The organism is Vibrio fluvialis, from assembly GCF_900460245.1.
GTDB lineage: Bacteria > Pseudomonadota > Gammaproteobacteria > Enterobacterales > Vibrionaceae > Vibrio > Vibrio fluvialis.
The window spans coordinates 999,768-1,013,106 of sequence record NZ_UHIP01000001.1 but is presented as its reverse complement, the minus strand read 5'-3'; the positions used below and the strand labels follow the sequence as shown (position 1 = coordinate 1,013,106).

At 52.1% G+C, this 13,339-nt stretch carries 12 protein-coding genes; 10 read left to right on the top strand and 2 right to left on the bottom strand.

What is annotated here, in order from left to right; genetic code table 11:
- The first annotated feature begins 79 nt into the window (after positions 1-79).
- The 5 genes from DYA43_RS04940 (at position 80) to DYA43_RS04920 (ending at position 5,580) form a co-directional block, all read left to right on the top strand.
- Positions 80-1,069, top strand: coding sequence for a permease (locus tag DYA43_RS04940; protein WP_061056345.1), 990 nt, complete (start codon positions 80-82; stop codon positions 1,067-1,069).
- An 11-nt stretch (positions 1,070-1,080) separates the two neighbouring features.
- Positions 1,081-1,329 (top strand): thioredoxin family protein, encoded by a 249-nt coding sequence (locus DYA43_RS04935; RefSeq protein ID WP_061056344.1) that lies wholly within the window; start codon positions 1,081-1,083, stop codon positions 1,327-1,329.
- A 315-nt stretch (positions 1,330-1,644) separates the two neighbouring features.
- Entirely contained in the window at positions 1,645-3,237 is a 1,593-nt protein-coding gene (locus DYA43_RS04930; protein WP_024375247.1) for a phosphoethanolamine transferase, read from the top strand.
- A 25-nt stretch (positions 3,238-3,262) separates the two neighbouring features.
- Complete coding sequence (locus DYA43_RS04925; protein ID WP_020330023.1) at positions 3,263-3,637, top strand: diacylglycerol kinase; 375 nt, start codon at positions 3,263-3,265, stop codon at positions 3,635-3,637.
- Positions 3,625-5,580 carry an LTA synthase family protein gene (locus DYA43_RS04920; RefSeq protein WP_061056343.1) on the top strand — a complete coding sequence of 652 codons (1,956 nt, stop codon included), beginning with the start codon at positions 3,625-3,627 and terminating at the stop codon, positions 5,578-5,580. The genes DYA43_RS04925 and DYA43_RS04920 overlap by 13 nt, the downstream gene beginning before the upstream one ends.
- A 69-nt stretch (positions 5,581-5,649) precedes the next feature.
- Here DYA43_RS04920 and DYA43_RS04915 read toward each other — a convergent pair whose 3' ends face one another.
- Entirely contained in the window at positions 5,650-7,134 is a 1,485-nt protein-coding gene (locus tag DYA43_RS04915; RefSeq protein WP_061056342.1) for a DEAD/DEAH box helicase, read from the bottom strand.
- Positions 7,135-7,439: 305 nt separating this feature from the next.
- On the opposite strand from DYA43_RS04915, the gene DYA43_RS04910 reads away from it, so the two are divergent.
- Positions 7,440-8,552 carry a glycosyltransferase family 9 protein gene (locus tag DYA43_RS04910; RefSeq protein ID WP_225869428.1) on the top strand — a complete coding sequence of 371 codons (1,113 nt, stop codon included), beginning with the start codon at positions 7,440-7,442 and terminating at the stop codon, positions 8,550-8,552.
- 92 nt (positions 8,553-8,644) lie between these two features.
- On the opposite strand, the gene DYA43_RS04905 is transcribed toward DYA43_RS04910, so the two are convergent.
- Positions 8,645-9,151, bottom strand: coding sequence for an undecaprenyl-diphosphatase (locus DYA43_RS04905; protein WP_162268963.1), 507 nt, complete (start codon positions 9,149-9,151; stop codon positions 8,645-8,647).
- A 206-nt stretch (positions 9,152-9,357) separates the two neighbouring features.
- Here DYA43_RS04905 and DYA43_RS04900 point away from each other — a divergent pair, with 206 nt between their 5' ends.
- The 4 genes from DYA43_RS04900 to DYA43_RS04885 all read left to right on the top strand — a co-directional run bounded on the left by DYA43_RS04900 (position 9,358) and on the right by DYA43_RS04885 (position 13,331).
- Positions 9,358-10,023: a response regulator transcription factor gene (locus DYA43_RS04900; protein ID WP_020330017.1), complete on the top strand. Its 666-nt coding sequence runs from the start codon at positions 9,358-9,360 to the stop codon at positions 10,021-10,023.
- Positions 9,999-11,360, top strand: coding sequence for a sensor histidine kinase (locus DYA43_RS04895; protein ID WP_061056340.1), 1,362 nt, complete (start codon positions 9,999-10,001; stop codon positions 11,358-11,360). The genes DYA43_RS04900 and DYA43_RS04895 overlap by 25 nt, the downstream gene beginning before the upstream one ends.
- A gap of 90 nt (positions 11,361-11,450) precedes the next feature.
- The gene (locus tag DYA43_RS22940; RefSeq protein ID WP_062789261.1) at positions 11,451-11,855 is read left to right on the top strand and encodes a hypothetical protein; all 405 of its coding nucleotides are present in this window, start codon (positions 11,451-11,453) and stop codon (positions 11,853-11,855) included.
- A 93-nt stretch (positions 11,856-11,948) separates the two neighbouring features.
- Positions 11,949-13,331 carry a TolC family protein gene (locus DYA43_RS04885; protein WP_047461123.1) on the top strand — a complete coding sequence of 461 codons (1,383 nt, stop codon included), beginning with the start codon at positions 11,949-11,951 and terminating at the stop codon, positions 13,329-13,331.
- The last annotated feature ends 8 nt before the right edge of the window (positions 13,332-13,339 follow it).

Sequence of the window (13,339 nt, the reverse complement as noted above, 5' to 3'; positions counted from 1 at the left end):
ATTTTTGCGTCTTTTTCCGGCCTGCGCCGTCTTGTCTGTGAGATGAGTTTTTCTCCAACAATCATGACAAGGAAACAACATGTTTGCGCTTTTTACCGCTCTCGCCGACTGGCTGACCTATTCTATCTTGGCACTGTCACCGCGCACGCAACTGGCCGAGGCGGTGCACTTTTTCATTGAGGATGTCAGCAAGATTTTTGCACTGCTGCTGGTGATGATTTATTTCATTGCCCTGCTGCGCGCATCGATGAATGTTGAACGGGTACGCGATTACCTTGCGGGGCAACATCAGTTTCTTGCTTATGGCTCTGCCAGCGTTTTTGGTGCCGTAACGCCGTTCTGCTCCTGCTCCAGCATTCCGGTCTTTCTGGGTTTCACCACAGCGGGAATCCCTTTGGGGATAACGATGGCGTTTCTGATCACATCGCCACTGGTTAACGAAGTGGCCGTGGTGCTGCTATGGGGTCTGCTCGGCTGGAAGCTGACCCTGTGGTATGTCGTCATCGGCATCACTATTGGCATTCTGTGTGGCTGGCTGCTGGATAAAATCCGCGCGGATCGTTGGTTGCAACCCTTTGTTTCGGATGCACTGAACCAAGGTCATTCCGCGCACACAACCAGAGCGTCGAGCGACGCAATCCAAATGACACTGAACCAGCGTCACCAGTTTGCCAAGGGCGAAGTACGCGCGATTGTCAGCCGGGTGTGGAAATGGGTCATCATCGGCGTTGGTGTCGGGGCTGGTTTACACGGATTTGTTCCCGCAGGCTGGCTCACTGACAACCTCGGAAGCGGTCAATGGTGGTCGGTGCCAGCCGCGGTATTGGTGGGCATTCCACTCTATTCCAATGCCACTGGCATCATCCCGGTAATGGAAAGTTTACTGACCAATGGCCTGCCGCTTGGCACTACGCTCGCGTTTTGCATGAGTACCGTCGCCGCCAGCGTGCCGGAATTTGTCATGCTCAAACAGGTGATGCAGTGGCGATTGCTGGCGTTGTTATTCGGCTTATTGCTGGCGGCCTTTACTCTGATCGGCTGGCTATTCAACCTCATCATTTTGCTCTAAGGAGTTTTATCATGCGACATTTCAAAGTATTAGGTTCTGGCTGCACCAACTGTCAGAAAACCGCGGCACTGATTGAACAGGTAGCCAATCAACTGGCTATTGAGGTCCGTGTGGAAAAAGTCACGGATCTCACCGCCATTCTGCACTATCAGGTGATGTCGACCCCGGCAGTGGTTGAGAATGAACAGGTCATCCACGCAGGCAGTGTACCCAACGAAAATATGATTCGCGGTTGGTTAAACGAGCCGGGAAAACCATAGCACTCCATCCCCATGGCTGAAGAAGCAGTATTCACTCAGCCATGGAACCGAACCCTGAATACATTGATAAAACGCACCAATAACAACACTTATGTTACAAATATTAATGTTTTGTTTCACAGAATGATGTTCGATTTCTTAATATGCAACACGCGCAACGTGATTGACACTGCAAAGCTGTAAACCCTGAAAAAACTTAAAGAGTCTTAAGCTAATCTTAAGTTTAGATTTGCATCATGCGTCCACAGTTTCACTTTCGGGTTCTTTTTGATGTCGAACTTCAGCCGTTTTACTTTTCCTCGTATTCCGATGAGCATGACCACGCTCATTGTCGTATTCGCAGTGTACTTTGGTACGGTGATGAACTATCCCGTGCTGAAAACTATTTTTCATTTAAGTGCGGATGTCTCTAATCCGCTGTTTGCGTATACGGCGCCTCTGCTGCTGACCTGCGCTTTTATCATTATTTTCTCAGCGTTCGCCTGGCCGTATTTCTTCAAACCGTTTATGGCGTTTGTGGTACTGACGTCTGCCGCTGCGTTGTATGCGGAAGTGAACTTTCAGACTCTGTTCGACACCACCATGATGGAAAGCGTGTTTGAAACTAACTCGTCTGAAATTTCGTTCTATCTCAACTCAGCAACGGTGCTTTACCTGTTGGGTTTTGGCGGACTGCCTTGTCTGTTCCTCGCAATGGTACGCATCAAGCCATACCGTACCTGGACGCGCGCAATCGTCTCTCGCGTGGGCGTGGTGCTGATTGCGGTCGCGGGCATCGGTCTGGTCGCCGGAACCAGCTACAAAGATTACGCCTCGGTGGGTCGTAACAACCATTACCTGAATAAGATGATCATTCCGGCGCACCTGTACAACGGCGCGAAATACCTGAATAAAACCTACTTCGAAACCAAACTGGCTTATCAGACGCTTGGCTCAGATGCCAAAGTGACCGCAGCACCAAACGGCAAACCCACTCTGATGGTGGTTGTACTGGGTGAAACAGCCCGTGCAATGAACTTTGCGTACAACGGTTACAACCGCGACACCAACCCGTACACCAAAGACATGGGCTTGATTGCGTTTCAGGACGTCTCTTCCTGTGGTACTTACACGGCGTTATCAGTGCCATGCATGTTCTCGAACATGACTCGCGACACGTACAACAAACCTCGCGCAGCCGCGCAGGACAATGCGCTGAATGTGCTGCAACACGCAGGGGTTGATGTGCTGTGGATCGATAACGATGGCGGTGACAAAGGCGTGGCCGACAAACTGCCGTACATCTCTATCGATGCGTCCCTGAAAAACAACGACTGTAACGGTTCGACCTGTTTTGACGTGGCGATGATGACCGATGCGAAGAAATTCATCGACGACGGCTCTCATAACAAACTGCTGGTTCTGCACACGATTGGCAGCCACGGCCCGACTTACTGGCAGCGTTACCCGGATGCTCAAGCGCCGTTCCAACCTGCCTGCAACCGCAGCGACATCGAAAACTGTAACGACAAACAGATCGTCAACGTCTACGACAACACGCTGGTGTACACCGACTACGTGCTGGCCCAAGTGATCAACGAGCTGAAAAGCGTGTCGAACGATTACAACGTAATGCTGACCTACATTTCAGATCACGGGGAATCTCTGGGTGAAAGCGGCCTGTATCTGCATGGCACACCGTACGCGATTGCACCAAAAGAACAGACTCATGTGCCTTGGCTACTTTGGATGCCAGAGCAATATGCACAGCAGAAAGGATTGAGTACTCAGTGCATCAAAGACAAAGCGCAGAACAGCACCTTGTCGCACGACAACTTGTTCCATAGCTTGCTCGGCTTATATGGAGTGCGTTCACAAGTTCAGAATCCAGAGCTGGATATTACGCAAAGCTGCCTATTAAATTCATAGTCCAGATTTATAGAGTACTCATTAAATGCAACAAGAAGTAATCATTAAGCGTACTGGTGTTCACCGTATTGCTTATACCTTTGTTCACAGTTTCAACGGATTTAAATGGCTTTGTAAGCACGAAGCCGCTTTTCAACAGGAGTTGATGCTCTTTGTTCCACTGACGATTTTTGCCTTCTGGCTGGATTTGCCAGCCATGCACACCTTGCTGGTGATGCTGAGCATGGTGTTCGTGCTGTTTGCTGAAATGGTGAATACAGCGATTGAAGCCGTCGTGGATCGCGTGGGTCTGGAATATCACACCTTATCTGGCGTAGCGAAGAACATCGGTTCTGCGCTGGTGCTGCTGAGTATGGCCTGTTCACTGGCCGTTTGGGGTACTGTGTTATGGCTACGCTGATTTCTGTCCTGACGGGCGAGCGTTCGAAGTTTAAATTCGGCGCTCTGCTGCCGCTGCTGTGCTTTGCGCTGATTGATCTGGTCCTGCTGAGTTTGTCACGTCTGATGCTTTCGGTATGGCAGAGCGAGCGTGTGTTCTCCACTACCGACTTCGGCCAGATTTTTATCGGTGGCCTGCGCATCGATATTTCCTCAATTGGCTATCTGTTTGCGCCCGCTTTGCTGCTGGTAATTGCCGCAACCCTGCTACGTGCAACCCGTCATATTCGTGTTCCACTTAAAGTTTATTTGGTCGGCGGCAGCCTGCTGTTCCTGTTCTTTGAACTGATCACCCCCACCTTTATTCTTGAGTACGATCTGCGTCCGAACCGTCTGTTCATCGACTACCTGATCTATCCGAAAGAAGTGTTTTCGATGCTGGTTTCCGGCTACAAAACCGAGATTCTGGTGACATTCGTTGTTCTTTTCGTTGCCGCCCGACTGTTGGGTAAAGCGTTTGACGCGGTGTGGAGCTCAGATGTGAAAGGTGCGCTGGTATCGCAAATCGCGATGCAGTTGGTACTCACCTGTCTGCTGGTGCTTGGCGCTCGCGGCACGTTGGAACACCGCCCAATCAACCCGGCGTTGGTGGCGTTCTCTACCGACCACTTACTGAATGACCTGAGTCTCAACTCGGCTTACTCTGTGGCCTTTGCCTGGAAACAAGCGAAGAGCGAAATGTCGAGCTCCGATTTTTACGGTCCAATGGATCAGAAAGCGCTGCTGAGTGAAATTCACCGCACGCTGCAAAACCCGAACGCGGATTTTGCCGACCCGAATGCGCCGACCAAAACCATGCATACCACCAGCTTCCCGGGTCGTAAAAAGAATCTGGTGATCCTGTTGCAAGAGAGCTTGGGTGCCCGTTATGTGGGTAAACTCGGCGGCCTGCCGCTGACACCAAACCTCGACAAAATCATGGATGAAGGTTGGAACTTCACTCGCCTCTACGCCACGGGTACACGTTCAGTGCGTGGTATCGAAGCGGTGGTCACCGGTTTTACGCCAACACCTGCGCGTGCAGTGGTGAAGCTGGGTAAATCACAGCAGAACTTCTTTACTCTGGCGAGTTTCCTGGGCAATCAGGGTTACCACACCCAGTTTATCTACGGCGGTGAAGCGCACTTCGACAACATGAAAACCTTCTTCCTTGGTAACGGTTTTCAGGACATCGTTCAGGGCAGCGATTTCGACAAAGTCGACTTCACCGGCTCTTGGGGTGCGTCGGATGAAGATCTGTATGATCAGGCCAACAAAGAATTTACCGAACTGCATCAGCAAGGTAAGCCGTTCTTCAGTCTGGTGTTCACTTCATCGAACCATTCACCTTTCGATTACCCGGACGGCAAAATTACTCCGTACGATAGCGACAAACAGACCCGTAACAATGCAGCAAAATACTCTGACTACGCACTGGGCGAATTTGTGAAGAAAGCCAAGCAGTCGGAATACTGGAAAGACACCATTTTTGTGGTGGTGGCAGACCACGACTCACGTGTGTACGGTGCCAGTTTGGTACCTGTGCGCCACTTCCACATTCCCGCAGTGATTTTCGGTAACGATGTTCCGCACAAAGTGGATGATCGTCTGGCAAGCCAGATTGACCTGGGCCCGACGCTGCTGTCCCTGATTGGTGCCTCTGGTGAACACCCGATGCTGGGCAATGACTTTACCAAGCCGCTGACAGAATCTCAGCCGCGTGCCCTGCTGCAATACGACAAGAACTTCGCTTACCTCAAACAGGGCAAAGCCGTTGTCTTCCAGCCGGATAAAGCGCCGCAGACCTTCCTGCTGGACGGTGAAAACCTCACACCGACTCAGCCGGATGAAGCACTGGCTCAGGAAGCGCATGCCTACGCCAACTTCGGCAGCATGGCGTATCAAAAAGGTTGGTACGCACCTTAACCAAAGCCCTGAATAGCAAAACGCCAGATAGTCACTATCTGGCGTTTTTGTTTCTGGCCTTGAATCGAATTAACGATTGGCGTCTGCAGTTTGGCGAGCGCGTGGCGCACCATTGCCATTGTTGTAGCGTCTTGGCTTGTTCGCTTTCGCAGCCCCTGAGTTCTGCTCACCCGCTTTGCCCGAACGCGCACCGTTGCGCTGTTTTGGTTTCGCGCCTTCAGGCTGTTCTTTCTTCGCCTGAGGATTGCCATGGCGTGGCTTACCTGATTTAGACCCGGCGTTTGCCTGACCTGATTTTTTACCATTGCCCGCCGGCTTATCGCCTTGCGCTTTGCCTTCACCCTGCACGGCAGGCTTCTTCGGTTTCTTTGGCTTTTTCGGTTTGATTGGACGAGTATCCAGTTTAGATTCCGGCACTGCGTTGGTTGGTTTAAAGCCTTCCAGTTCCACACGTGGCAATACTTGCTGAATCAGACGTTCAATGCCGAACAGATCCGGCGCTTCAACGGCACACACCAACGAGATGGCACGACCCGCTTCGCCCGCACGGCCCGTACGACCAATGCGGTGTACGTAGTCTTCCGCCACATTTGGCAGTTCAAAGTTCACCACTTGTGGAAGCTGTGGAATATCGATGCCACGCGCGGCGATATCAGTTGCCACCAGTACACGCAGTTCACCGGATTTAAATTCAGCCAGTGCCGTCGTGCGTGCGCCCTGACTCTTGTTACCGTGAATCGCAGCAGCTTTGATGCCCTCTTCATTCAAAAACGCCGCCAGCTTGTTCGCGCCACGCTTGGTGCGGGTAAACACCAGCACTTGTTGCCAGTTGCCGTCTTTGATCAGTTTCACCAGCATCGGTGCTTTCTTTTTCACGTCCGCCGGATACACACACTGCTCAACGGTTTTTGCCGTCGAGTTCGCCGGGTTGACCGAAATCTCCACCGGATCGTTCACCAGACCTTTCGCCAGTGCGCGAATTTCATCAGAGAAGGTAGCCGAGAACAGCAGGTTCTGACGTTTCTTTGGCAGCAGTTCAAGAATCTTACGGATATCGCGGATAAAGCCCATGTCCAGCATGCGGTCGGCTTCGTCCAGCACCAGCACTTCCAGTTGGTCAAATTTGACCGCGTTCTGGTTATACAGATCCATCAGACGGCCCGGTGTTGCTACCAGTACATCCGCCCCTTTACGCAGGCGCAGCATTTGTGGGTTTATCTTCACGCCACCAAACACCACCGCACTGCTCAGCGGCAGATGACGGCTGTAGGTAAACACGCACTCTTGTACCTGAGCCGCCAGTTCACGGGTCGGAGTCAGGATCAGGGCACGTACCTGGTTGCCACGTACACGCGGGCCTCCGCTCAGGCGTTCCAGAATCGGCAGGGTAAATCCGGCGGTTTTACCTGTACCTGTCTGAGCCGCGGCCATCACATCCTTGCCTTGTAGCACAGCAGGAATGGCTTGTGCCTGAATTGGAGAAGGCGTTTCGTAGCCTTTTTCCTTGATAGCTTGGAGGATTGGTGCAGACAGACCTAACGAGGTAAAACCCATAGTTGATTCTCAATAGTTAAATAGAAAGGAGATTCGCAGCCAAATGTGACCACGAAAGTCCGGCATTCTGAATCTTTTAAGCTTCGGGTTCAACCAGTAATTACAAAGCCGCAGTCTGTGGTGAATAACCACACGCCAGCTTGTTGAATTTGTTCATAAAACAACCAAAGACAGTCAAGAAAAAATATTTCTGATAATTTCATCATTTTTTCATTCACCGTGCTCATCCTAAGCCAACGCTAAGTAACGCCCAATATGATGGAGAGACTTAATTCAGTCTCATTTGGGTAATTGGAGGTAAGGTTATGATGCAAATGGTCAGTGAGAATCCAAAACTGCGAATCAAAAATCACTTACGTAAATTTGATCGCTACCGTAAGAACAAGATGTCCAACATCGCGAATCTGATGCTGTCTGCTGTCGGTAACCACCGTTATTCTCAGTCGTCATTGATTGCCGCCGATGAGGTTAAGGAAATTCTGATCGTCAGAAGTAATGACCGTGTTGGCAACACCGTATTCCTGATCCCGTTTATTCGTCAGGTTCAACACCACTACCCGAATGCCAACATTACACTGCTGCTCAATAAACGCTGGCAGCAAGATGTGTTTGCCAATATGGGGATTGAAACCTTTGAGTTTGCTAATCTGTCGTTTTCCAGTTTGTCGCAGTGTGTGAAATCCGTGCGCAACCTGAGAAAGCGCGTATTTGATCTCTGCCTGTCACCAAGTGTGTCGGCGCAATCTTCCGTACTTTGCTCGCTCATGAGTGCGCGCAATAAGATTTCCTACACCAGCCGCTACGACAACGCCTTCACTCACACTTTCCCGGTGCACAAGGTGTATTCGCATGCCGCGCTGTGTAACTTAAGCCTGCTGCCGCAACTGCACAGTTCAGAGTTACTGGTTAACCCGTGGAACAGCCATCAAATCAGCATCAGCGAGGAAGAGTGTCGCCAAGGGTTTGAAGCCAAGGGCGCGCTGGCTGGTGATGATTCACTGTGCCTGACTTTCTTCCGTGGTGCGCGCGGCGATAAAAAACTCACGGATGTCGAGTGGCTCAATATTCTGCGTCAGTTCGAACGCGCTCATCATCAACCTATCACCTGGATTGAAATCATGGGGCCGGAAATCGAAGCGCCACTGTGCCACAATATTCAAACCTACCGCAGTAAAAGCCTGCGTGAACTGGCGTGCTTCCTGCGTCACACCGATGGTTTCATCAGTTGCGATACCGGACCACTGCACCTGGCCGACGCCGCGGGCGCAAGCTGTATTGGTTTGTACACGCACACGGATCCTGCGGTTTATGGCCTGCTGGGCGAACGCTGCTTCCATGTGACAGACCTAGACAACATTGACGCAGCCACCATTCTGCGCGCACTGGAATCGGCTAAGGTTCTGCCGCAAGCCGCCTAATCTTGGACAGACTCCTCACGTTAAAAAAGCAGCCTGATGGCTGCTTTTATTTTGCTTGGCGTCCGGTTCAGTTCGTAAAACTGGTCGGCGGCTTATCGCGCCCGACGCAACACTACGCGTTCTAAGCTGATCAAACCATTCAACAGAGGTGTAAACCGCGCGGAAAGCCATTGAAAATAGCCCCAAACCACTGCCCCACTGACTAAGTACGCACCGAGGATATCGAACGGATAATGCACGCCGACATAGACTCGCGCCCAACCCGTCAGCACCGAGAGGGCTAAAATCACTCCGGCGAGCAGCCGATAAGTTTTATCCCGACCGATAGCGAAACCAATGCCCGCCATGAGTGTCACATGATCGCTGGGAAATGAAGAGTCAGTTACATGGGCAATCAGTTGTAGCCCAAGATGATCCGCGAACGGACGATTGTGATACCACAGCAGCGAAATAAGCAGGTTCGTCGTCAGCGCCAACACCGTCGCCAATGCGGCGTGAAATGCCACCGCTTTGCCACGCGAGCTGGTAAACCACAGCGCCAGCAGGCACAGTGGCACGATAACCAAAGGCATTTCCGCAATGCCCTTGGTTATACTCATTAAAAAAGAGCCGGGCTGATGAGCCGCGTTGATAAGCAGGAATAATTGTTGATTTAAACTGTCCATAACATCGAGTCTTGATAAGAAATTCAATCCTCCAAGGGTAATAGCCAATACTTAGCAATGGCTTAGCACCCGCTGACTAAGTCAACGCTAAGTTTACAGCGCTAGCCTTAGCCAAAATCGCACTACAGCGCGGAGAAACAATGAGAATATTGCTGGTCGAAGATGACCACATGATTGGCGAAGTGGTTGAGCAAGAATTGCAGGAACAACACTTTGCCGTGGATTGGGTCAAAGACGGCAACAGCGCCACTTTGGCCGCTGACACCCACCATTACGAGGTGGTGCTGCTTGATCTCGGCCTGCCACAAAAACACGGTTTTGACGTGCTGCGACATCTGCGTGGCAACGGAAATCATGCAGGCGTGATCATCATGACTGCGCAGGATGCCACCGAAGACAAAATCAAAGGACTCGATCTCGGCGCCGATGATTACCTCATCAAGCCATTTGAGATGGGTGAACTCATCGCGCGCATCAAAGCGGTCGCCCGACGTAAAGCCGGACATTCAGGCCCCATTTACTCCAATGGCGTCATCAGCCTCAATCCGGCGACCCACGAAACGGACGTCAACGGCGAGAGCATTCGCCTGACCGCAAGGGAATTCTCGGTGTTGCAGGCTCTGTTACAACGGCCGGGGACCATCTTGTCGCGCTCGGATTTAGAAGAGCGTATCTATGGCTGGCATCAGGAAGTCGAGAGCAACGTGATTGAATTCATCATCAGTTCTCTGCGCAAAAAGCTGGGTTGCAAAACATACATTATTAACGTCAGAGGTGTCGGATGGATGGTCTCCAAAAATGGCTGAATCGCTCGGTTAAAGCTCGTCTGTCCTTTTGGATGTCGCTGATCATCATCGTGATGTCCGTGTTCAGTGCCGGGTTGTCGTTCACCTTCTCCTTTTATGAAGCGCATCAGTTGCAAGATGATCAGTTGCGTCAGTTTGGCGCGCTGATCAATCATCAGGGTTTGATTTCTGCCAGCCAGCCGTTTGATCTCAAGCTGTCTGAAATCGACAAAGACGCGCGCATTTTTCTGCGCGTGCTTAATGAGGATAATGCCAACTCAAACTCCGCCTTTACCCCACGTATGGCAGAAGGGTTTACGACTCTGCGCGACAAAGGCCGCACCTGGCGGGTGTATGTGTTGACGACCGATGCTGGCCAGAAAATTTCCCTCGCTCAGGATATCGATTTACGCAACGAATTTGCCCGTGAAGGTGCGCTTTACTCATTGCTGCCGACCCTGTTTCTGATGCCAATTCTGCTGATCCTGACCAATCTGCTCATCAACCGCATCTTTTTGCCCGTCAGCGCCTCGGCCAACAAAATCAATCGCCTCTCCACCGAGCAGCCATGCGTGATTGACCTGGATTCCGTGCCGCTGGAAATAAAACCGTTTGTCATGTCCATCAACTCCCTTCTGGCACGGTTATACCATTCCATGGAGCAGCAGAAACGTTTCATTGCTAACGCCGCGCATGAACTGCGCACGCCACTCACGGCGCTGAGTTTGCAGGCGGAAAGTTTAGGTTCTCAGCAATCCACGCCCGCGCAGCAGAGAAAAATCAGCCGCCTGCAAGATGGGTTGAATCGCGCGCGCAATTTGTTGGAACAGTTACTGACTCACGCCCGAATGCAGGAAAACGGCCGCGAGCCGGAGCAACCTTGTTCCGTACAAGACACGCTGCGTTCGGTGCTGGCGGATACGATTGTTTACGCGCAGCGCAAAGGGGTCGATGTCGGGCTGACCTCCAGTACTGATGCCACGCTCCGCCTCGCGCCGATCGATCTGTACACATTGCTGAAAAATCTGGTCGATAACGCCATTCGCTACACACCAGCGCAAGGTACGGTCGATATCTCCGTCCATCAGCGCGACTACTACGTCGAAATCAGAGTCAGTGACAGCGGACCGGGCATTCCACAACAGGCGTTGAGCCAGGTATTTGAACCGTTTTATCGCGGTGACAACCATTCGGAACCGGGATCCGGGCTGGGGCTCTCGATCGTCAGCACCATTCTGAAACGGTTGAAAGGTAAAATCGTGTTGCGGAACAAAGATCACCAGCAACAGGTCACCGGGCTGGAAGTCTCGGTGTTTCTGCCCACACATCAGCATTTCAACCGCGCGATAAGCCTATGAATTAGGTCATTTAGCTTGACCTTACCCTAGGGGTAAGGATTATAGTCTCACCACTTTTGATGTAATTCCGTCTGTTTAAATTTGGTTTGTATGCGCCTGAACTTCATGACGACAACCTGGATAACGCTGCTGACATTAGCTTCACTGCTGATGTCAGGCTTTGTTGCAGGTTCGCCAGCCATGAATGTCGCGATGGCGACGCAAATACAAACGAGCATGCCAGCCCGCTGCACAGAGGCTTCGGTCATCACACACACCGAGCATCATGCCGATAACGCAATGCAGACGCTCATGCAAGCCAATACCAGTCAGTGCGATGTCAGCCATGACATGGTGCACAGCTGCTGTGATACGACCTGCACTAATGCGTTAGCTCTTATGGGTTACCCCTCGGCTGTCGCTTCTCTTGTCACCACTCAAACGCAATACCAACGTTCTGTTGTCGGTGATGTTATTCACCGCACGCAAACCCTTTATCGGCCCCCCAGCGCTTAAATCCCAACTCTCGAATCTCGGCTTCCGCCCCTACTACCTGTGAACAGGTAACAGGCGGAGAAGTTTTCGTGCGCGTTACGCGCTCAGTTGTGGATGAACAATGTGAAATTAAAACCATGCCTTTTGGCGCTGTCTGTCAGCGCGGCGGCTTGGGTGAGTTCTCTGGCGATGGCGAGCGAAACCTCGCCTGCCAGCCCATCACCTCAGCCAGCACAGGCGTTGTCTCAACTTATTGAGACGGCGCTGTCGAACGACGGAATTCGTCGTCAGTATTACGCACAAGCGCAAGCGATGCGCGAAACGGGTCGTGCCAGTGCGACCTTAATGGATCCCAAACTCAAAATGGGCGTCACCGGTCTGCCCGTCGACAGCTTCAAGTTCGATGAAGATGCGATGACCAACATTTCCGTCGGCCTGATGCAGCAGTTTGAGCGGGGTGACACGCTCGATCTGCAAAACAAAAAAGCCACGCAACAGGCACAAGGCGTCGAAGTTCAGGTCGTCGGTCGCGAGCTTGAAGTCGCCAACGCGTTGACCCAATTGTGGCTTGAACTGGGCTATCAGCAGGTGGCGCAAACCATTCTGCTGGAAAATCGCAGCCTGATGAATGAGATGGTCAATTTCATTCAAACCAATTACGCGATTGGCAAAAGCGAAGCGCAGGATCTGCTCAATGCGCAGCTGCAGGTCTCGCGCCTGGACGAGAAGTTACAGGCTAACGCGCAGATGCAGCAGCGCCTGACCGCTCAGCTCTCCGAATGGCTCGGTTCAGACTGGCTGCTTTCAGCCCATCGCCTTCAGGCATCGAACCAGTTGCCGTGGCCTAAGCTGGAGCAAACCCTCACTCACCCGTCGACCGACAACGCTTATTACAGCGATCTGAGCCGTCACCCTGCGGTGCGCATGGCAGATTCATCGATTGAAGCTGGTCGCACTCAGGTGGATATTGCGCGCGAAGCCTACTCGCCGCAGTTTGGGGTGGAAGTGATGTATGCCTATCGCCAAGCCAATAACATGCGCGGTGAGCCTGCATCGGACTTGGTCAGTGCCTATCTGACCCTGGATATTCCGCTGTTCACCGGCAACCGCCAAGACCGAAACCTCGCGGCCGCTCAGTATCAGGTCGGCGCAGCCCAATCGCAAAGAGACACCTTACTCCGTCAGATGAACGCCAAAGTGAACGCGCTACGCGTCGATCGCGACAACCTCGCTCAGCGTTTGGCGCGTTTCAACTCGACCTTGCTACCGCAAGCCAAAGCGCGTGTTCAGGCCACCGAGCGCGGCTATCAGAACAATACCGCGCAGTTTAACGACGTGATTTCGGCCAGTACGGATGAATTGGCGTTGCAACTCGAGTATCAGCGCCTGCTCACCGATCGCAATCTGGTCAACAACAACCTCGCGGCGCTGCTCAGCAGTTACGAATACCAAGTCAGTCAGCCACAGCTATCCCTGCCATCTGCCGAGCAGGAATAAGGACAAAC